At 74.2% G+C, this 20,544-nt stretch carries 17 protein-coding genes; 7 read left to right on the plus strand and 10 right to left on the minus strand.

The window, feature by feature from the left end:
* Window positions 1-20: 20 nt before the first annotated feature.
* Window positions 21-2,321 carry a formate C-acetyltransferase gene (gene pflB, locus ACFTZA_RS12500; RefSeq protein WP_378195022.1) on the minus strand — a complete coding sequence of 767 codons (2,301 nt, stop codon included), beginning with the start codon at window positions 2,319-2,321 and terminating at the stop codon, window positions 21-23.
* Between the two features lie 327 nt (window positions 2,322-2,648).
* Between pflB and ACFTZA_RS12505 the strand changes: the two genes are divergently transcribed.
* Window positions 2,649-3,746: a glutamate--cysteine ligase gene (locus tag ACFTZA_RS12505; RefSeq protein ID WP_378195025.1), complete on the plus strand. Its 1,098-nt coding sequence runs from the start codon at window positions 2,649-2,651 to the stop codon at window positions 3,744-3,746.
* Window positions 3,747-3,750: 4 nt separating this feature from the next.
* Here the strand turns inward: ACFTZA_RS12505 and dxs are convergent, their stop codons facing one another.
* Window positions 3,751-5,643, minus strand: coding sequence for a 1-deoxy-D-xylulose-5-phosphate synthase (gene dxs / locus ACFTZA_RS12510; protein ID WP_378195028.1), 1,893 nt, complete (start codon window positions 5,641-5,643; stop codon window positions 3,751-3,753).
* A gap of 174 nt (window positions 5,644-5,817) precedes the next feature.
* On the opposite strand from dxs, the gene ACFTZA_RS12515 reads away from it, so the two are divergent.
* From ACFTZA_RS12515 to ACFTZA_RS12525, 3 genes are read left to right on the plus strand one after another with little or no spacing between them, the layout of a single operon-like run.
* A complete protein-coding gene (locus ACFTZA_RS12515; protein WP_378195031.1) occupies window positions 5,818-7,269 on the plus strand; it encodes a GuaB1 family IMP dehydrogenase-related protein in 1,452 nt (483 codons plus the stop codon).
* Window positions 7,270-7,295: 26 nt separating this feature from the next.
* Entirely contained in the window at window positions 7,296-7,994 is a 699-nt protein-coding gene (locus tag ACFTZA_RS12520) for an NUDIX hydrolase (RefSeq protein WP_378195034.1), read from the plus strand.
* Window positions 7,995-8,023: 29 nt separating this feature from the next.
* Window positions 8,024-8,941, plus strand: a complete 918-nt coding sequence (locus tag ACFTZA_RS12525) for an aminoglycoside phosphotransferase family protein (RefSeq protein ID WP_378195036.1) — start codon at window positions 8,024-8,026, stop codon at window positions 8,939-8,941.
* 58 nt (window positions 8,942-8,999) lie between these two features.
* Here the strand turns inward: ACFTZA_RS12525 and ACFTZA_RS12530 are convergent, their stop codons facing one another.
* The 4 genes from ACFTZA_RS12530 to ACFTZA_RS12545 all read right to left on the minus strand — a co-directional run bounded on the left by ACFTZA_RS12530 (window position 9,000) and on the right by ACFTZA_RS12545 (window position 15,669).
* Window positions 9,000-11,819 (minus strand): aconitate hydratase, encoded by a 2,820-nt coding sequence (locus ACFTZA_RS12530; protein ID WP_378195039.1) that lies wholly within the window; start codon window positions 11,817-11,819, stop codon window positions 9,000-9,002.
* A gap of 233 nt (window positions 11,820-12,052) precedes the next feature.
* Window positions 12,053-12,244, minus strand: coding sequence for a hypothetical protein (locus ACFTZA_RS12535; protein WP_378195042.1), 192 nt, complete (start codon window positions 12,242-12,244; stop codon window positions 12,053-12,055).
* A gap of 73 nt (window positions 12,245-12,317) precedes the next feature.
* Complete coding sequence (locus tag ACFTZA_RS12540) at window positions 12,318-13,637, minus strand: class I SAM-dependent RNA methyltransferase (protein WP_378195045.1); 1,320 nt, start codon at window positions 13,635-13,637, stop codon at window positions 12,318-12,320.
* Between the two features lie 28 nt (window positions 13,638-13,665).
* Complete coding sequence (locus ACFTZA_RS12545) at window positions 13,666-15,669, minus strand: APC family permease (RefSeq protein WP_378195048.1); 2,004 nt, start codon at window positions 15,667-15,669, stop codon at window positions 13,666-13,668.
* Window positions 15,670-15,775: 106 nt separating this feature from the next.
* Here ACFTZA_RS12545 and ACFTZA_RS12550 point away from each other — a divergent pair, with 106 nt between their 5' ends.
* Together ACFTZA_RS12550 and ACFTZA_RS12555 are read left to right on the plus strand one after the other, a co-directional pair.
* Window positions 15,776-16,429: a potassium channel family protein gene (locus ACFTZA_RS12550; protein WP_378195087.1), complete on the plus strand. Its 654-nt coding sequence runs from the start codon at window positions 15,776-15,778 to the stop codon at window positions 16,427-16,429.
* A complete protein-coding gene (locus tag ACFTZA_RS12555) occupies window positions 16,429-17,244 on the plus strand; it encodes a potassium channel family protein (protein ID WP_378195050.1) in 816 nt (271 codons plus the stop codon). The genes ACFTZA_RS12550 and ACFTZA_RS12555 overlap by 1 nt, the downstream gene beginning before the upstream one ends.
* Window positions 17,245-17,256: 12 nt before the next feature.
* Here ACFTZA_RS12555 and ACFTZA_RS12560 read toward each other — a convergent pair whose 3' ends face one another.
* The 4 genes from ACFTZA_RS12560 to dut all read right to left on the minus strand — a co-directional run bounded on the left by ACFTZA_RS12560 (window position 17,257) and on the right by dut (window position 19,871).
* Window positions 17,257-18,099 carry a DUF3159 domain-containing protein gene (locus tag ACFTZA_RS12560; RefSeq protein WP_378195054.1) on the minus strand — a complete coding sequence of 281 codons (843 nt, stop codon included), beginning with the start codon at window positions 18,097-18,099 and terminating at the stop codon, window positions 17,257-17,259.
* Between the two features lie 79 nt (window positions 18,100-18,178).
* On the minus strand, window positions 18,179-18,553 hold the full coding sequence (locus ACFTZA_RS12565; protein WP_378195057.1) for an OB-fold nucleic acid binding domain-containing protein: 375 nt from the start codon (window positions 18,551-18,553) through the stop codon (window positions 18,179-18,181).
* Window position 18,554: 1 nt separating this feature from the next.
* Window positions 18,555-19,286 (minus strand): DUF3710 domain-containing protein, encoded by a 732-nt coding sequence (locus ACFTZA_RS12570; protein ID WP_378195060.1) that lies wholly within the window; start codon window positions 19,284-19,286, stop codon window positions 18,555-18,557.
* A gap of 108 nt (window positions 19,287-19,394) precedes the next feature.
* Entirely contained in the window at window positions 19,395-19,871 is a 477-nt protein-coding gene (dut, locus tag ACFTZA_RS12575) for a dUTP diphosphatase (protein WP_378195063.1), read from the minus strand.
* Between the two features lie 109 nt (window positions 19,872-19,980).
* Here dut and ACFTZA_RS12580 point away from each other — a divergent pair, with 109 nt between their 5' ends.
* Window positions 19,981-20,478, plus strand: coding sequence for a DUF3093 domain-containing protein (locus ACFTZA_RS12580; protein WP_378195066.1), 498 nt, complete (start codon window positions 19,981-19,983; stop codon window positions 20,476-20,478).
* Window positions 20,479-20,544: the final 66 nt, after the last annotated feature.

Genomic DNA, 20,544 nt, shown 5'->3' on the forward strand with positions numbered 1-20,544 from the left:
CCTCGTCGTGCGTGCTGGTGCTACAGCGCGCCGTGGAACGTGCGCGAGAGGACGTCGAGCTGCTGCTCGCGCGTGAGGCGGACGAAGTTCACCGCGTACCCGGACACGCGGATCGTCAGCTGCGGGTAGTTCTCCGGGTGGTCCATGGCGTCCAGGAGCGTCTCGCGGTTCAGCACGTTGACGTTCATGTGGTAGCCGTTCGACCCGACGTAGGCGTCGAGCAGGCCGGCGAGGTTCGCGACCTGCTCGTCCTTCGTGCGCCCGAGACCGCTCGGCACCACCGTGTTCGTGAGCGAGATGCCGTCCTGCGCCTCGTCGTACGGCAGCTTCGCCACGGACAGCGCCGAGGCGAGCATGCCGTGCGTGTCGCGGCCGTTCATCGGGTTGGCGCCCGGGGCGAACGGCTCGCCGGCGCGGCGGCCGTCGGGCGTGTTGCCCGTCGCCTTGCCGTACACGACGTTCGACGTGATCGTCAGGACGGACTGCGTGGGCACCGCGTCGCGGTACATGTGGTGCGTGCGCACCTTGGCCATGAAGCGCTCGACGAGGTCGACGGCGATCGCGTCGGCCCGGTCGTCGTCGTTGCCGTACGTCGGGAACTCGCCCTCGGTGACGTAGTCGACGACGAGGCCGCGCTCGTCACGCACCACCCGGACCGTCGCGTGCTTGATCGCCGACAGGGAGTCGGCCGCGACGGACAGGCCGGCGATGCCGCACGCCATCGTGCGCAGCACGTCCTTGTCGTGCAGCGCCATCTCGATGCGCTCGTACGCGTACTTGTCGTGCGACCAGTGGATGCAGTTCAGCGCCTCGACGTAGGTCGCGGCCAGCCAGTCCATCGTCGCGTCGAACTTCGCCATGACGTCGTCGAAGTCCAGCACGTCGCCCTCGACCGGCGCCGCGACCGGCGAGACCTGCTTGCCCGAGACCTCGTCCCGACCGCCGTTGATCGCGTACAGCAGCGTCTTGGCGAGGTTGACCCGCGCGCCGAAGAACTGCATCTGCTTGCCCACGCGCATGGGCGAGACGCAGCACGCGATCGCGGCGTCGTCGCCCCACGCCGGGCGGATGAGCTCGTCCGACTCGTACTGCACCGCCGACGTGTCGATCGACACCTGGGCGCAGAAGTCCTTGAACCCCTGCGGCAGCTCCGGGCTCCAGAAGACCGTCATGTTCGGCTCCGGGGCCGGGCCCAGGTTGTACAGGGTCTGCAGGAAGCGGAACGAGTTCTTGGTCACGAGCGGACGGCCGTCCTCGCCCATGCCGCCGATCGTCTCGGTCACCCAGGTGGGGTCGCCGGAGAACAGGGCGTCGTACTCGGGCGTGCGCAGGAAGCGGACGATGCGCAGCTTCACGACGAAGTCGTCGACGATCTCCTGCGCCTGCTCCTCGGTGATGACGCCGGCCTCGAGGTCACGGTCGATGTAGACGTCGAGGAACGTCGAGGTGCGACCGAGGGACATGGCCGCGCCGTTCTGCTCCTTCACGGCCGCGAGGTAGGCGAAGTACAGCCACTGCACGGCCTCGCGGGCGGTCGTCGCCGGGCCCGAGACGTCGTACCCGTAGGAGGCCGCCATCTCCTTCAGCTCGCCGAGGGCGCGGATCTGCTCGGCGTGCTCCTCGCGCTCGCGCGCCACCGTCTCGGTGAAGGGCCGCGTGTCGAGCTCGAGCTTGTCCAGCTTCTTCGCGGCGACGAGCGCGTCGACGCCGTACAGCGCGACGCGGCGGTAGTCGCCGATGATGCGGCCGCGGCCGTACGCGTCCGGCAGGCCGGTGATGATGTGCGAGCTGCGGGCCGCGCGGACGTTCGGCGGGTAGACGTCGAAGACGCCCTGGTTGTGGGTCTTGCGGTGCTCGGTGAACACCTTCGCGAGGGTCTCGTCGACCTCGTAACCGTAGGTCTCCAGCGCACCGGCGACCATGCGCCAGCCGCCGTTCGGCATGATCGCGCGCTTGAGCGGCGCGTCGGTCTGGAGCCCGACGATCACCTCGTTGTCGCGGTCGATGTAGCCGGGCGCGTGCGCCGTGATGCCCGCGGGGGTGTGCGGGTCGACGTCGTGGACGCCCTTCTCGCGCTCGACGGGGAACATCGCCGACAGGCGTGCCCAGACGGCCGTGGTGCGCTCCGTGGGTCCGGCGAGGAACGACGCGTCGCCCGTGTACGGGCGGTAGTTGCGCTGGATGAAGTCGCGCACGTCCACCCCGTCGCGCCACGGGCCGTCGACGAAGCCGTCCCACGCGGGGACGCGCGCGGTGTCGCCGGCGTCGGCGCCGCCGCCGGCGGGAGTGGTGCTGCTGGGTGCCTCGGAAACGCTGGTCATCGGACCTCCCTCGTGCCTGACGCGCGGGTTCGCGACGCCGGCCGGGGCTCCCGCGCGGGACGGCGGCACGCCCTCCCGGGGAGGGCGGGCCGACCGGCCCGGCGGGCCCCTTCGCCACCTCCAGGCTAGGTCCGCGCCGCGCGCGGCGGGGCCGTTCCGGCCCTCTCGATGACCTAGGTCCCGAGCCGGGCGGGACGTGCCGAGAACCGCGAGATGTCGGGGTTCCCGGGCCCGTCGGCGCGCCCGCTCACACACCTTTGTGATGGTCTTCACAAGGGTTCGGCGCTTCATCCGACGTCGGAGGGCGGGACGTGTGAGACTTCCGGGGTGACACGGACCGTAGGTGTGGAAGAAGAGTTCCTGCTCGTCGGCGCGGACGGTCGTCCCGTCGCCAAGGCGCAGGAGGCGCTCGACGCGACGGGCACGTCGGACAAGAGCGGCGGTGCCGGCTCGCTCGAGTCGGAGTTCATGGAGGAACAGCTCGAGACGGCGACGCACCCGCGCACCGAGCTGCAGGACCTCGCGAAGGAGATCCGCGCCGGACGGGCACGCGCGCAGCAGGCCGCGGACCGCGTCGGTGCCCGCGTCGCGGCGCTGTCGACGTCGCCCCTGCCGTTCGAGGGCACGACCGTCTCCCGGCTGCGCTACCTCGAGGCGCGCGCGCAGTTCGGCCTGACCGCGCGCGAGCAGCTCACGAGCGGCTGCCACGTGCACGTCGCGGTCGCCGACGACGCCGAGGGCGTGGCCGTCCTCGACCGCATCGGCCCGTGGCTCGCGACGCTGCTCGCCCTCAGCACCAACTCGCCGTTCTGGCAGGGCGAGGACAGCGGGTACGCGAGCTTCCGCTCCCAGGTGTGGTCGCGGTGGCCCACCGCCGGGCCGGCCCGCGCGTTCGGGACCCCGGAGGCCTACCACGACGCGGTCGACGCCCTCGTCGCCACCGGCACGATCCTCGACCAGGCGATGGTCTACTTCGACGCCCGGCTGTCCGCCCGGTACCCGACCGTCGAGATCCGCATCGCCGACGTGTGCCTGCACCCGGACACCGCCACGCTCGTGGCCGCGCTGTCGCGCGGGCTCGTCGAGACGGCCGCGCGCGAGGCGGCGGACGGGCGCCCGGCGCCCGAGCTGCGTCCCGAGCTCCTGCGCACCGCGTCCTGGCGAGCCGGCCGCTCGGGCCTCGTCGAGGACCTCGTGTCGCCGCTGACGTGGCGCCCCGCCCCCGCGCACGACGTCGTGGGCCAGCTCGTGGCGCACGTGCGCGAGGCCCTGGCCGACGCGGGCGACCTCGACGCCGTCACCGAGCTGCTCGGGCACGTGTGGTCGCGCGGCAACGGTGCCGCCCGTCAGCGGGGCTGGTTCGCCGACGCAGGCGGTGACCTGCGCGCCGTCGTCGAGCACGCGGTCACCGAGACCCACTCCTGACGCGTCAGAGGGTCCCGACGGCGTCCAGGACGTCCCGCGTCACGTCCGCGGACGTCAGGCGACGCTCGGCCACGACCTGGTCGCGGCTCGCGTGGTCGAGGAACGCCACCGGCAGCCCGATCGCGTGCACGGGCGTGCGCACGCCCGAGCCGACCGCGCGCTGCCCGAGCATCGCCCCGACGCCGCCGTCGACGACGCCGTCCTCCACGGTCACGACGAGGTCGTGCTCGCCCGTGAGCTTGACGAGGGCGCTCGGCACCGGCAGCACCCACGTCGGGGACGCGACCGTGACGTCGAGCCCGTGCGCCGTGAGCGCCTCCGCGGCGCCCAGCGCGACGGGCGCCATCGACCCGACCCCGACGAGCAGCACGCGCCGGCGCTCCGCGGGGCTCGTGCGCGCGGCGTCCGGCACGGCGAGCAGGTCCACGCCGTCGACCTCGTCGACCGCCGGCAGGGCGTCGCCGAGCGCGCCCTTGGGGTAGCGCACGACGGTCGGTGCGTCGTCGACGTCCACGGCCTCGCGCAGCGCGGCGCGCATCGTCTCCTCGTCGCGCGGCGCTGCCAGCCGCAGGCCGGGCACGATCCGCAGCATCGCCATGTCCCACATGCCGTTGTGGCTCGCGCCGTCGTCGCCGGTGATGCCCGCCCGGTCGAGCACGAACGTCACGCCGGCCCGGTGCAGCGCGACGTCCATGAGCACCTGGTCGAACGCCCGGTTGAGGAACGTGGCGTACACGGCGACGACGGGGTGCAGACCGGCGAACGCCATGCCGGCCGCCGACGTCGCGGCGTGCTGCTCGGCGATGCCGACGTCGAACGTGCGCTCCGGGAACGCCTGCGCGAACGGCTTGAGGCCCACGGGCTCGAGCATCGCCGCGGTGATGGCCACGACGTCGGGCCGACGCCGCCCGATCCGCACGATCTCGTCGGCGAAGACCGACGTCCAGCCGAACCGCGACGGCGCGACGGGCAGCCCCGTCTCGGGGTGGATCTTGCCGACCGCGTGGAAGCGGTCCGCGACGTCCTGCTCCGCGGGCGTGTACCCGCGCCCCTTCTCGGTCAGCGCGTGCACGATGACGGGCGCGCCGTACGCCTTCGCGCGGCGCAGCGCGTGCTCCATCGCCTCGATGTCGTGCCCGTCGACCGGACCCACGTACTTGATGCCGAGGTCCTCGAACATGCCCTGCGGCGCGACGACGTCCTTGAGGCCCTTCTTCAGCCCGTGCAGCCACTCGTACGCGAACCGGCCGGGCGCGCCCGAGCGGCTCAGCGTGCGCTTGCCCCACTCGAGGAACGACTCGTAGCCGCGCGTCGTGCGCAGCGTCGACAGGTGGTGGGCCAGGCCGCCGATCGTCGGCGAGTACGAACGCCCGTTGTCGTTCACCACGACGACGAGACGCCGGTCCTGCGACTCGGCGATGTTGTTGAGCGCCTCCCACGCCATGCCACCCGTGAGCGCGCCGTCGCCGATGACCGCGACGACGTGGCGGTCGGTGAGGCCGCGCACGACGTTCGCCTTGGCGATGCCGTCGCCCCACGACAGGGCGGTGGACGCGTGCGAGTTCTCCACGACGTCGTGCTCCGACTCCGCGCGCGACGGGTAGCCGGACAGGCCGCCCTTCTTGCGCAGGGCGGAGAAGTCCTGGCGCCCGGTGAGCAGCTTGTGCACGTACGACTGGTGGCCCGTGTCGAACACGAACGTGTCCGTGGGCGACGCGAAGACCCGGTGCATGGCGAGCGTCAGCTCGACGACGCCCAGGTTCGGCCCGAGGTGCCCGCCGGTGCGCGACACCGAGTCGACGAGGAACGCCCGGATCTCGACGGCGAGGTCGCGGGCCTGGGCGGGGGTCAGCCGTTGCACGTCCTCGGGAGAGGTGATCGTGCTCAGCAGGCTCATGCGGTGCTCCGTTCCGTTCCCGTCCGACCAGCCCGACAACTCTAGGCGGTGCGCGCCGGTGGCCCGTGCGCCGCTGCACGTGACGACGAGACCTTCACGCCATTGACGCACACTCGGGGCCCGGGCGCACGACCGCCCCCCGGTGCCGCGGCGCCCCCGCCGTACGATGGACGCATGCGATTCCTGCCCGGCCAGTCCCCCGCGACCGACCTCACCTACGGCGACGTCTTCCTCGTCCCGTCCCGCTCCGAGGTCACCTCGCGCTTCGACGTCGACCTGTCGTCGGCGGACGGCACGGGCACGACGATCCCCGTCGTGGTGGCGAACATGACGGCGGTCGCCGGGCGCCGCATGGCCGAGACGGTCGCGCGGCGCGGCGGCGTGACGATCCTGCCGCAGGACGTCCCCTCGGACGTGGTGGCCGAGGTCGTGGCCGACGTGAAGTCCAAGGACCCCGTCGTCGAGACGCCCGTCGTCGTGGGCCCGCACGACACCGTGCACACCGCCCTGACGCTCGTCGGCAAGCGCGCGCACGGGGCGGCGGTCGTCGTCGACGGCGGCCGCCCGGTCGGCGTCGTCACCGAGGCCGACTGCGCCGACGTGGACCGGTTCACGCAGGTGCACCAGGTCATGACGTCCGACCCGCTCGTGCTGGACGCCGGCATCCTCGACGGCCCCGGCGGCCTCGAGGCGGCGTTCGACCAGCTGCACGCGGCGCGGCTCAAGGTCGCGCCCGTCACGCGCGACGGGGAGCTCGTGGGCGTGCTCACGCGCAAGGGCGCACTGCGGTCCTCGGTCTACGCGCCCTCGCTCGACGCCGGGGGCCGGCTGCGGGTCGGCGCCGCGGTCGGCATCAACGGCGACGTCGCCGCCAAGGCCAAGGACCTGCTCGCCGCGGGCGTCGACGTGCTCGTGGTCGACACCGCGCACGGCCACCAGGCCAAGATGCTCCAGGCGCTCGAGGCCGTGCGCTCCGTCGGGCCCGACGTGCCCGTCGTCGCCGGCAACGTCGTCACCGCCGACGGCGTGCGCGACCTCGTCGCCGCCGGGGCGGACATCGTCAAGGTCGGGGTCGGTCCGGGCGCGATGTGCACGACGCGCATGATGACCGCCGTCGGGCGGCCCCAGTTCTCGGCGGTGCTCGAGTGCGCGACCGCGGCCCGCGAGCTCGGCAAGCACGTGTGGGCCGACGGCGGGGTGCGCCACCCGCGCGACGTGGCCCTCGCCCTCGCTGCGGGCGCGTCGCAGGTGATGATCGGCTCGTGGTTCGCCGGCACGTACGAGTCGCCCGGCGACCTGCACGACGACGGCACCGGCCGCCTCTACAAGGAGAGCTTCGGCATGGCCTCCGCGCGCGCCGTCGCCGCCCGTACCGCGGGCGCCGGCTCGGCCTTCGACCGGGCGCGCAAGGGCCTGTACGAGGAGGGCATCAGCTCGGGCCGCATGTTCCTCGACCCGCAGCGCCCGGGCGTCGAGGACCTGCTGGACCAGATCACCTCGGGCCTGCGCTCGTCGTGCACGTACGCCGGCGCCACCGACCTCGAGCAGCTCGCCGAGCGTGCCGTGGTGGGCGTCCAGTCCGCCGCCGGGTACGAGGAGGGTCGCCCGCTGCACGTCAGCTGGTGAGCGACCGCCCCGGTAACCTCGCCGCCATGACGTCCCCCGGCGCCACGACTGCGCGCGCCCAGCTCGCCGCGCTGGCGGCCGACCCGAGCTGGCCGTCCGAGTGGCGGCACGGGCCGGTCGCGTTCGACGCCACCACGGCCCGCGCCGCGGCGGTGCTCGTGCTCTTCGGTGTGCTCGACCACGTGCCGGCGCAGCACGCCGGGACCGCCGCGCCCCGCGACCTCGACGTGCTGCTGCTCGCCCGTGCAGCCACGCTGCGCTCGCACGCCGGGCAGGTCGCGTTCCCCGGCGGCCGCGTCGACCCCGACGACGACGGCCCCGTGGCCGCCGCCCTGCGCGAGGCCCGCGAGGAGACCGGGCTCGACCCGGCCGGCGTCGAGGTGCTCGGCACGCTCGCGCGCCTCCCCCTGCCCGTGAGCGGGCACCTCGTGACGCCCGTCGTCGGGTGGTGGGCACGCCCGACACCCGTCGCCGTCGTCGACCACGCCGAGTCGGCGCACGTGTTCCGTGCGCCCGTCGCGGACCTGCTCGACCCGGTGAACCGGCGCACCGCCGTCGTGCGCCGGGGGCCGCGCACCTTCCGCAGCCCCGCGTTCCTCGTGCACGCCGACGGCACCGAGCACGTCGTGTGGGGCTTCACCGGCCTCGTGCTCGACGCGGTGCTCGACCGGCTCGGCTGGACGGAGCCGTGGGACCGGGCGCGCACGCTCGACCTGCCCGTCTGAGGTCGCGCGACGTCGGGTAGCGTCGGCGCGTGCCCGCCCTCCCGCCCGCCGAGGTCGACGTCACCGCCGACCTCGCCCGCGGCCTGCTCGCCGCCCAGCACCCCGACCTCGCGGACCTCCCGCTCGCCGTCGTCGCCCACGGCTGGGACAACGTCGTCCTGCGCCTCGGTGACGACCTCGCGCTGCGCCTGCCCCGCCGCGCCGCAGCGGCAGAGCTGGTGCGGCACGAGCAGACGTGGCTGCCTCGACTCGCGCCCCACCTGCCCGTGCCCGTGCCCGCGCCGGTCCGGGTCGGGGTGCCGAGCGACGGGACGCGCGGGCCCGTCTTCCCGTGGTCGTGGAGCCTCGTGCCGTGGTTCCCCGGTCGGCCGGTGTGGGCCGTGCCGCCCGCCGACCGCTCGGGGCTCGTCGCGCCGCTGGCCGACGTCGTCGCCGCGCTGCACCGGCCCGCACCGCCGGACGCCCCGGCGAACCCGTTCCGCGGGGTGCCGCTGGCCGAGCGGGACGAGACCGTGCGCGCACGCCTCGGCGACGGCACGGTGCCCGACGGCCCCGCCCTCCTCGCCCTCTGGTCACGTCTGGTCCACGCCCCGGCGTGGGACGGTCCGGCCGTCTGGATCCACGGCGACCTCCACCCGGCGAACCTCGTCGCGACCGACGACGCCCGGCCACCCGCCCTCACCTCCGTGGTCGACTTCGGGGACGTCACGTCCGGCGACCCGGCGACCGACCTCGCGACCGCGTGGCTGACGTTCGACCGCGCCGACCGCGAGGCGTTCCGGCGGCGGGTCACGCAGGCGTGCGGGACGGACGACGCGACGTGGGACCGTGCGCTCGCGTGGGCCGTCGTCCTCACGACGATGCTCCTGCGGCACTCCGCCGACGAGGCCCCGCACCTGCGCGCGATCGGCGAGCACGCGCGCGACCAGGTGCTGTCGGGCGCATGACCCCGACGGCGCGCCCACCCGTCGCGGGTGGACGCGCCGTCGCGCGGTTGCTGCGTCGTCAGGCGACGAGCGAGCGCAGCACGTACTGCAGGATGCCGCCGTTGCGGTAGTAGTCCGCCTCGCCGGGGGTGTCGATGCGCACCACGGCGTCGAACTCGACGGTCGTGCCGTCGCCCTTGGTCGCCGTGACCTTCACCGTGCGGGGCGTGGTGCCCTCGTTGAGCGCCGTGATGCCCGCGACGTCGAACGTCTCCGTGCCGTCGAGGCCGAGCGACGCGGCGCTCTCGCCCGCCGGGAACTGCAGCGGCAGGACGCCCATGCCGATGAGGTTCGAGCGGTGGATCCGCTCGAAGCTCTCGGTGATGACCGCCTTCACGCCGAGCAGCGCCGTGCCCTTGGCCGCCCAGTCGCGCGACGAGCCGGAGCCGTACTCCTTGCCGCCGAGGATGACGAGCGGCGTGCCCTGCGCGGCGTAGTCCTGCGCGGCGTCGTAGATGGTGTCCTGGGCGTCCTTCACGAAGTTGTACGTGAAGCCGCCCTCGACGCCGTCGAGGAGCTGGTTGCGCAGGCGGATGTTGGCGAACGTGCCGCGGATCATGACCTCGTGGTTCCCGCGGCGCGAGCCGTAGGAGTTGAAGTCGCGGCGCGTGACGCCGTGCTCGGCGAGGTACTTGCCGGCCGGGGAGTCCGCCTTGATGGCCCCCGCGGGGCTGATGTGGTCCGTCGTCACCGAGTCGCCGAGCTTGGCGAGCACGCGCGCGCCGGTGATGTCCTGGACCGGCTCCGGCTGCGCGCCCATGCCCTCGAAGTACGGAGGCTTGCGCACGTACGTGGACTCGGCGTCCCAGGCGAAGGTGTCGCCCTCGGGGGTGTCGAGCGAGCGCCACCGGTCGTCGCCGGTGAAGACGTCCGCGTAGTCCTTCGTGAACATGTCACGGTCGATGGACGAGTCGATCGTCGCCTGGACGTCCTCCGGCGAGGGCCAGATGTCCTTGAGGAACACCGGCTCGCCGCGGGAGTCCGTGCCGAGCGGCTCGCCGTCGAAGTCGAAGTCCATCGTGCCGGCCAGGGCGTACGCGATGACCAGCGGCGGCGACGCGAGGTAGTTCATCTTCACGTCGGGGTTGATGCGCCCCTCGAAGTTGCGGTTGCCCGAGAGCACCGAGACGACCGACAGGTCGTGCTCGTTGACCGACGCGGAGATCTCCTCGGCCAGCGGGCCGGAGTTGCCGATGCACGTGGCGCAGCCGTAGCCGACGAGGTGGAAGCCGAGCTTCTCGAGGTACGGCCACAGGCCGGCCTTCTCGTAGTAGTTCGTGACGACCTGCGAGCCCGGCGCCATCGACGTCTTGACCCACGGCTTGGACGCGAGGCCGCGGTCCACCGCGTTCTTCGCGAGGAGCGCCGCGGCGAGCATGACCGACGGGTTCGACGTGTTGGTGCACGACGTGATCGACGCGATGACGACGTGCCCGTGGTCGAGCTCGGTCGTCGTGCCGTCCGCGAGCGTCACCGGGACGACCTTGTGCGGGCGCGTCGCGCTGTCGCCGTGGCCGGGCGCGACCGGGTGGTCGGACTCGTTGTCGTGCGCGGCGGCCGCGATCGGGTCGGACGCCGGGAACGTCTCCTCGACGGACTCGTCGAGGCCGGTGAACGGCGCCGCCTCGTCCGCGCCGACGTAGTCGAGGATCGCGGAGGCGAACGACTCCTTCGCCTCGCCGAGCTCGATCCGGTCCTGCGGGCGCTTCGGGCCGGCGATCGACGGGACGACCGTCGAGAGGTCGAGCTCCAGGTACTCGGAGAACGTCGGCTCGACGTAGCCCTCCGCCGTCGGGTCGAGCCACAGGCCCTGCTCCTTGGAGTACGCCTCGACGAGCGCGAGCTGGGCGTCGCTGCGACCCGTGAGGCGCAGGTAGTCGAGCGTCACGCCGTCGATCGGGAAGATCGCCGCGGTCGACCCGAACTCGGGGCTCATGTTGCCGATCGTCGCGCGGTTCGCGAGCGGGACCTGGGCGACGCCCTCGCCGTAGAACTCGACGAACTTCCCGACGACGCCGTGCTGGCGCAGCATCTGGGTGATCGTGAGCACGACGTCGGTCGCCGTCACGCCCGCGGGGATGGAGCCGGAGAGCTTGAAGCCGACGACGCGCGGGATGAGCATCGAGACGGGCTGGCCGAGCATGGCCGCCTCGGCCTCGATGCCGCCGACGCCCCAGCCGAGCACGCCGAGGCCGTTGACCATCGTGGTGTGCGAGTCGGTTCCGACGCACGTGTCCGGGTAGGCGCGCAGCACCCCACCCACCTCGCGCGTCATGATCGTGCGCGCGAGGTACTCGATGTTCACCTGGTGCACGATGCCGGTGCCCGGGGGGACGACCTTGAAGTCGTCGAACGCCGTCTGGCCCCAGCGCAGGAACTGGTAGCGCTCGTGGTTGCGCTCGTACTCGATCTCGACGTTGCGCTCGAACGCGTCGGGACGGCCCGCGACGTCGATCTGCACCGAGTGGTCGATGACCATCTCGGCCGGCGCGAGCGGGTTGATGCGGGACGGGTCGCCGCCCAGGTCGGCGACGGCCTCGCGCATGGTCGCGAGGTCCACGACGCAGGGCACGCCGGTGAAGTCCTGCATGATCACGCGCGCGGGCGTGAACTGGATCTCGGTGTCGGGCTGGGCCTGCGGGTCCCACGACGCGAGCGCGCGGACGTGGTCGGCGGTGATGTTCGCGCCGTCCTCCGTGCGCAGGAGGTTCTCGGCGAGGATCTTGAGGCTGTACGGGAGGCGCTCGACGCCCTCGACGGCGGACAGCCGGAAGATCTCGTACGCCTCCCCACCGACCTCCAGTGTTCCCTTCGACCCGAACGTGTCGACGCTGCTCACTCCTGGCTCCTTCGTGGCGAGACGGTGGCACGGATGCCATGGTTCAGGGGGCTTTCGCCCAGCGTACGCCGGGCCTGCGCGCCGGTCCGACGTGGTCCGGCGGGACCGGACCGGGCCGCGGGACGCCCGGGGCGCCCGCTGCGACCAGCGCAGCCGTCAGCATACCCCATATATCTTGACGTCAAGATATCTTGGGCCTCGCCGGCCACGTCCGCGAGCGGCTCGGCCCACGGTCACAGGTCGCAGTCGCACAGGAGGTTGAGCTCGACCACCCGCTCGCCCTCCTCCGGCCGGGCCCAGGCCTCCGCCTCGGCGCGCGTGGCGAACCGGCGCCCCGCGAGCCGGCCGTTCGGCAGGAGGACACCGATCCCGACGACGTCCCGGACGTCCTCGCCGGCGTGAGCGCTCTGCTGCCCACCGTCCATCGTCCGCACCTCCCCGGCCTGCCGTCGTACCCGTCCGTCCATCGTCCCCGTCGTGCGGGCACGGTGCACGCGCTCAGCGCTCGAGGACCGCCACGGCCTCCACGTGGTGCGTGTGCGGGAAGAGGTCCAGCCCGCGGACGTCGCGCAGCGCGTACCCGTGCCCGCCGAGGTAGCCCACGTCGCGCGCGAGGGCCGCCGGGTCGCACGCGACGTACACCACGCGGGCGGGCGCCATGCCGGCGATCGCGTCGACGACGGCCCGGCCCGCACCGACGCGCGGCGGGTCGAGCACGACGACGTCCGCGCCCCCGCCCGTCACGGTCGCGGCGCCGTCCGCGCCGAGCAGCTGCTCGACGGCGCCGTGGTGCAGCTCGACGGTCCCGAGCCCGTGCGCGTTGCGCCGCGCGTCGCGCACCGCGCGCTCGTCGCCCTCGACCGCGACCACGGTCCCCGACGCGCCGGCCGCCGCGGCGAGCGGCAGGGTGAACAGCCCGGCGCCGGCGTACAGGTCGACCACGCGCGCGCCGTCGAGGTCGCCGGCCGCCGCGAGGACGGCCTCGGCGAGCGCCGCCGGGGCGTGGCGGTGCACCTGCCAGAAGCCAGCCGCGGCCACGCGGTAGGCGTGCTCCGCGCCCGCCACCTCGACGCGCTCGACGACGCTGCGCCGCGCGTTCGGGCGCCGGTCGGGCGACCCGCCGCGCCACGGCTCGCCGTCGACGAGCAGGAGCGGCGCGGACCCGCTCGGCGCCACGAGCTCGAGGCGCGTGCCCGGGCGCCACCGGCGCGTCCACACGCGCTCGTGCTCGGCCAGGGCGGCGATCTCCTCGGTCGCGAGCGGCATGGCGTCGAGCGGCACGACGGCGTGCGAGCGGTGCCGGTGCATGCCCGCCCGCCCCGCGTCGTCGGCGACGAGGTCGATCCGTGTGCGGTAGCCCAGACCTCCGCGCTCGTCGTCGCCCGGCAGGGGGTCGACCACGAGGGCCGGTCCGGCGTCGTCGGCGACGTCCACGCCCGCCAGGCGGCGCAGCTGCTCGGCGAGCACGTCGCGCTTCCACCGGCGCTGCGCGGGCAGCGCGACGTGCGCGAGCTCGCCGCCGCCCGCTCCCCCGGGCCCCGCCGCGGGCCACGCGGACGGCACCCGGTCGGGCGACGCCTCGAGCACCTCCACCGCGTCGGCGCGCCAGAACCGCGCGTCGTCGCCGCCCTCCGTGACGCGCGCACGGACACGCTCGCCGGGCAGCGCGTGCCGGACGAACACGACGCGGCCCTCGTGCCGCGCGACGCAGTGCCCGCCGTGGGCGACGGGCCCGACCTCGAGCTCGATCTCCGCCGCGGCGGGCTCCGGGGCGGGACGGGAGGGTGCGGCGGACCGGCCGTGCGGGGTGGAGGGCATGGTGCCAGTATCCCGGACCGGCCGGCCGTCACGTCCCCGGGTAGCGCGGGCGGAAGCCCTCCCCCTCGAGACCGGTGTGCCCCGCGGACGACGACAGCTGCCACGGCACCGACGCGACGACGACGCCGGGGGTGAACAGCAGGCGGCCCTTGAGCCGCAGAGCGCTCTGGTTGTGCAGGAGCTGCTCCCACCAGTGACCCACGACGTACTCGGGGATGTAGACGACCACGAGGTCGCGCGGCGACTCGCGCCGCACGGAGCGCACGTAGGAGAGCACGGGTCGGGTGATCTCGCGGAACGGCGAGTCGAGGACCCGCAGCGGGACGGGCAGGTCGAGCGCCTCCCACTCGCGCATGAGGTCGGCGACGTCCCCCGGGTCGACGCCGACCGTGACCGCCTCGATCATCGACGGGCGCGACGCGCGGGCGTACGCGAGCGCACGCAGCGTCGGCTTGTGGATCTTCGACACGAGGACCACGGCGTGCACGCGGCTCGGCAGCGCCCGCGCCTGCGCGTGGTCGTCGCCGAGGGCGAGCTCCTCGCGGACCGTGTCGTAGTGCGTGCGGATCGCGCGCATGAGCACGAACACGACACCCATGGCGAGCAGCGCGATCCACGCGCCGTGCGTGAACTTCGTGACGAGGACGATCACGAGCACCGTGCCGGTCATGGCCAGGCCGACGGCGTTGACGACGCGCGAGCGCCGCATGCGCGAGCGCTGCTGCGGCTGGTGCTCGCGACGCAGCGCGCGGGTCCAGTGCCGCACCATGCCGAGCTGGGACAGCGTGAACGAGACGAAGACGCCGACGATGTACAGCTGGATGAGGCGCGTCACCTGGGCGTCGAACGCCCAGATGAGGACGATCGCCGCGACCGCGAGGGTGAGGATGCCGTTGGAGAACGCGAGGCGGTCGCCGCGCGTGTGGAGCTGGCGCGGGAGGTAGCCGTCCTTGGCGAGGATCGAGCCGAGCACCGGGAAGCCGTTGAAGGCCGTGTTGGCCGCGAGCACGAGGATGAGGCCGGTGACCGCCGAGACGACGTAGAAGGCGATCGGGAACCCGCTGAACACCGCCTCCGCGAGCTGCCCGATGACGGGGTGCTGGACGTAGTCCTCCGGCAGCGGCCGGCCGTCCGACGAGAGCTGCAGGTGCGGGTCCTCCGCGTAGTGCACGCCGGTCGCCCGGGCGAGGAGCAGGATCGAGACGATCATCACGGCCGAGATCCCGCCGAGCAGCGCGAGCGTCGTGGCGGCGTTGCGCGACTTCGGCTTGCGGAACGCGGGCACTCCGTTGCTGATCGCCTCGACACCGGTGAGGGCGGCGCACCCGGACGCGAACGCCCGCGCGACGAGGAAGGCGCCCGCGACGCCCATGAGCCCCTGGTCGAACCCGTCCTGGGCGACGAGCTCGAGGTCCGCGCTCTCCGCCTGGGGCAGCGTCCCGGTGAGGTAGCGGAAGAAGCCCACGACCGCGGTCGCGCCGATCGCGAGCATGAACAGGTAGACCGGGATCGCGAAGAACGACCCGGACTCCTTGACGCCGCGCAGGTTCACGAGCGTCAGCAGCACCACGAGCGCGATCGCGAACGTCGCCTCGTGCCCGCGCAGGGCCGGGATGGCGCTGGCCGCGTACTGGGCGCCGGACGAGATCGACACGGCGACGGTCAGCACGTAGTCGACGAGGAGCGCCGACGCGACGCCCACCCCCGCGCTGGGCCCGAGGTTGACCGTGGCGACCTCGTAGTCGCCGCCCCCTGACGGGTACGCGCGCACGTTCTGCCGGTAGGACGCCACCACCGTCAGCAGCACGACGACGACGGCGAGCCCCACCCAGGGCGAGACGGTCGTCGCCGTCAGCCCGGCGATCGCGAGCGTGAGGAGGATCTCGTCCGGGGCGTAGGCCACGGACGACAGCGCGTCCGAGGCGAAGACCGGCAGCGCGATGCGCTTGGGCAGCAGGGTGTGACCCAGTCGCTCGCTGCGGACCGGCCGCCCGACGAGCAACCGCTTGGCGGCATCTGCGATCTCCGACACGAGGTCTGATGCTATGCCCGGCGGCCGCCGTCCGCGTCGGGGCGCGCGGTCCTCCGGCGCGGGGTCGCGCCGGCGGTATAGCGTTCGGTGCGTGCACTTCGTGATCATGGGCTGCGGCCGCGTCGGGTCGACGCTCGCGCAGTCGCTCGAGGGCAGCGGCCACTCGGTGGCGGTCGTCGACCAGAACCCCGACGCGTTCCGTCGGCTGCCGGGCGAGTTCACCGGCAAGAAGGTGACGGGCGTCGGGTTCGACCGGGACACGCTCGTCCAGGCCGGCATCGAGGACGCGTACGCCTTCGCCGCGGTGTCCGACGGCGACAACTCGAACATCCTGTCGGCGCGCGTGGTGCGCGAGACGTTCGGGGTCGAGAAGGTCGTGGCGCGCATCTACGACCCGCAGCGTGCGGAGATCTACCAGCGCCTCGGCATCCCGACCGTCGCCACGGTGCGCTGGACCGCGGACCAGGTGCTGCGCCGCATGCTGCCGCTCGGCGCGACGGACGAGTACCGCGACCCGTCCGGACGGGTGCGGCTCGCGCAGGTCGACTTCCACCCCGGGTGGGTCGGACGCACCGTGCGCGCCATCGAGGAGACCACGGGAGCACGGGTGGCGTTCGTCAGCCGGTTCGGCGACGGCACGATCGTCACCGACCGCACGGTCCTGCAGGAGAACGACGTGCTGCACGTGCTCATGGGCTCGGAGGAGGCGCCGGCCGTCGAGCGGCTGCTCACGCGGGCGCCGCGGACGGAGGTCGACTGATGCGCGTCGTCATCGCCGGGGCCGGCTCCGTCGGCCGTTCCATCGCGCGCGAGCTGCTGAGCCACGACCACGAGGTCATGCTCGTCGACAAGCAGCCCGCCGCCATGCGCGTCGCCCAGGTCGCGGACGCCGACTGGCTGCTCGCCGACGCGTGCGAGCTGTCCTCCCTCGCGTCGGCGAAGGTCGACGAGTGCGACGTCATCGTCGCGGCGACGGGCGACGACAAGGTGAACCTCGTCGTCTCGCTGCTCGCGAAGACCGAGTTCGGCGTGCCCCGCACGGTCGCCCGCGTGAACAACCCCAAGAACGAGTGGATGTTCGACGAGTCGTGGGGCGTCGACGTGGCCGTGTCCACGCCGCGGATCATGACGGCGATGGTCGAGGAGGCCGTCGCCGTCGGCGACCTCGTCCGCATCTTCACGTTCCACCAGTCGGGTGCCGACATCCTCGAGGTCACGCTCCCGTCGTCGTCACCCCTCGTGGGGCGCCGCGTCGGCGCGGTCGCGTGGCCCGCGGACACGGTGCTCGCCGCCGTCGTGCGCGGCACGCGGCCCATGGCCCCGACGCAGGACGACACGCTCGAGGCCGGCGACGAGCTGCTGCTCGTCACGGGCAACGAGGCGGACGAGGAGGCGCTCGCTCGTCTGCTCGTCGAGCCGTCGGAGGCCGGCGGCGCGGTGCGCGAGGTCGCGGACGTGCTGCCGCCCGAGGACGCGGAGGCGCCCCTCCCCCCGCCGTTCGACGAGACGGCCGACGAGACCGCCGAGGAGACGTCGGGCGCGGGGTCCGACGGACCGGCGAACGACCCGCGCTGACCGCGCGCGGCGTCAGACCACGCGGCGCCGCACGAGCACCCACGTCAGCCACAGCACGAGGGCCCACAGCGGCAGGCCCATGACGAGGCGTGCGGTGCCGAGCCAGCCGACCGACCCCTCGAGGTACAGCGGCACCTGGACGGCCAGGCGCGCGGCGAACAGACCGACCCACAGCCAGGTCGCCACGGCGTAGCGGCGCAGGAGCGCGCGGTCGTCCCGCCACGTGCGGGCCCACCGGGCGAACGCCCCGGGCTGCGCGTCCCCTCCGGCGCCCGCGGCCGGGCGGTCGTCGGCGCCCGCCGGCGAGGCCGCCCCGGCGCCGAACCCGCTGCGCAGGCCTTCCACGACGAGCCCGACGAGCGGCCAGCGCACCAGGAGCGAGGCCAGCAGCGCGACGAGGTACGCGGCGTTGGTCCACAGCCCCCACGCGAAGTAGTCCTGCGCGTCGCCCGACCGCCACGCCCACACCACGCCGATCGCCACGCCGAGCAGCCCGCCGAGGGCCTGCGTGAGCGGGGTGCGCTGCGCGAGGCGCGCCACCACCGCGACGACCGCGACGGCGACGGAGGCCACGAGGGACCAGGTCAGCTCCGTCGTGGCGACGAACACGACGACGAACACGAGACCGGGGGCGACGGACTCGACCAGCCCGCGCACGCCCCCGACGGCCTCCGCGACGGAGAACCGGTCCCCGGCGAGCGCGCGCACGCCTCGCGCGGTGCCGTCCTCGGGCGCCGCGACGTCGTCGACCGCGGTCTCCACGCCCTCGGCCTCGCGCCCGGCGTCGTGCGCCGCGGCGGACCGGGGTGCGTCGTCGGGCCCGTCGGGCGCGCTCGGCGTCGTGCTGCTCGTCATGGTGCGGTGTCCTCGGGGGTGTCCTGGGGGTCGGGTCGCGACGGCGGCGCGGCGGCGCCGTCGCACGGGGACGGCGGCGTCACTCGCCCGGGCGGGCGAGCAGCTCGTAGCGCGGGTTGAACATCGTGCGCCGACCGTCCACCTCGCACACGAGGCCCTCGACGAGAGCCCTGCGGCCCGGCTCGATGCCGGCGATGCGCCGCCGCCCGAGCCACACGAGGTCGATCGCGCCGGAGCCGTCGAACAGCTCCACCTCGACGGTCGGCACGCCCTCGCGCGGGCGCAGGACGACCGAGCGCAGCACGCCCGTGACACGGGCGCGACGGCGGTTGGGCAGCTCCGAGACGGCACGGCAGCCGGTCTGGCGGGAGGCCTCGGTGCGCTCCTCGACGGCCGCGAACTCGTCCTGGGACGCGAGAGCCGCGTGCCAGGCGTCGCGCAGGGTGGGGCTCACGTCAGCGGATCTCCGTGATCTCGGGCCCGCGGGTGAGCGGGTCGAACGACGGCGCCTCGGTCGGCGCGGCGGGTGCCGGTGCCGGCGCCTTGCCCGGCAGGTGCAGCGTGAGCAGGTCCCGCGGCGGTCGCGGGCTCTGGTCGCGCACGACGACGATGTTCGCGAAGACCGACTCGAGCAGCCGGGCCTCCTGCTGGTCGACCGCCGCCTTGCCCGTCAGCACGCCGCGCAGGAACCACCGGGGACCGTCGACGCCGACGAAGCGGGCCGGGCGGACGCCGGTCCGGCCGTCGGGGGCCTGGGCGGGGATGCGGGCGATGAGCTCGCGTCCGAACGGGCCCGGCACGTCGTCGACCGTCCCGCCCTGCTTGGTCACGGACGCGGCGATCTCGCCGCGGATCTCGTCCCAGATGCCGTCGGTGCGGGGAGCGGCGAACGCCTGGACCTGCAGGCCGGAGCCGGCGACCGCGCACGCGACGCCCGTGATGCGCTGCGTCTTCTTGTCGACCTCCATGCGCAGCTCCATCCCGGGGACTCCGGGGAGCCACACGGCACCCAGGTCGAGGCGCGGACCGCGCTCAGGGACCTGCGACGAGTCGTACGGCCCCCGGCCGGCGGCCGGGACGCCGTCCTGCGCCGCCGCGGTCGGCTCGGGCGTCGTGGTCGCGTCGGCGTCGGGCGTCGCCGAGGACTCGGCCGGCTGCGACGACCTGGAACGACGGAACAGACCCACGGAAGAGCTCCTTCACCTGCCCGGGCACCCGCCCGGGACTCTCGCCGGGGCGCTCGCCCCGTCCTTCCACACTAGCCCCCGCGCGACGTGACCAGCGCCACGTCCGCGTCAGGTCGCGGTGCCCCACCCCCCGCTCGAGCCGAAGCCGCCCTCGCCACGGTGGGACCCGGGCAGCCGCTGCGCCTGCACGAACCGCGCCCGCTCCACCTTCTGCACGACGAGCTGCGCGACGCGGTCGCCGCGGCGCAGGACGACCGGCTCGGCCGCGTCGGTGTTCAGCAGCGTCACCTTGATCTCGCCCCGGTACCCCGCGTCGACGGTCCCCGGGGCGTTGACCACCGTGAGCCCGTGCCGCGCGGCGAGGCCCGAGCGCGGGTGCACGAACGCCGCGTAGCCGTCCGGCAGCGCGATCGCGACGCCCGTGGGCACGACGGCGCGCTGGCCGGGGGCCAGCTCGACGTCGACGGTCGTCACGAGGTCCGCGCCCGCGTCGCCCGGGTGCGCGTACGCGGGCAGGGGCACGTCGTCGAGGAGGGTGATGAGGACGTCGACGTCCCCGGTCGAGGGCTGCTGGTCGATCGGCACCGCACGAGCCTAGTGCGCTCGCGCACCCGGTGCGAGCAACCTCCGGGCCCCCGGCCCGCCGTCGCGCGGGGGCGCACGAGCGACGTGCGCGGGCTGGGATGATGGGTCCATGACCGACGCCGCCGACCCGTCCCCGCGTCCCCGCGTCCCGGCCGACGGTCCGGCGGGCCCGCCCGCGTTCCGCGAGCGCGTGCTGCCCGGCCCGGGCGGCTGGCTCACGGCGCCCGCGTTCGCCGCGGTGCTCGCCGTCGCCCTGTGGCCCGCGAGCCCGCCGCTCGGGGTCGCCGTCGGCGTCCTCGCGGCCGTCGCGGGCCTCGCCGCGCTGTGGTGGACCTCGCCGGTGGTGGCCGTGCACGACGGCACGTTCCGCGCCGGGCGCGCCGCGATCCCCGTGGCTCTCCTCGGGCCGGCGACGACGCTCGACGCGCCCGGGATGCGCACCGAGCTCGGTCCGCGGCTCGACGCGCGCGCCTACGTGTGCCTGCGCGCCTGGGCGCGCACCGGCGTGCTGGTCCCGCTCGAGGACCCGCAGGACCCGACGCCGTACTGGCTGGTGTCGACCCGGCGCCCGCACGACCTCGCACGGGTGCTGGACGCCGCTCGCTGACCTGCCGCCCGCTGACCAGGGGCCCACGGGAGCGCCCGTCGGGTCCCCGGACGGCTCCGGGGACGA

It is taken from the genome of Cellulosimicrobium sp. NPDC057127 (genome assembly GCF_042670945.1).
Classification (GTDB): domain Bacteria; phylum Actinomycetota; class Actinomycetes; order Actinomycetales; family Cellulomonadaceae; genus Cellulosimicrobium.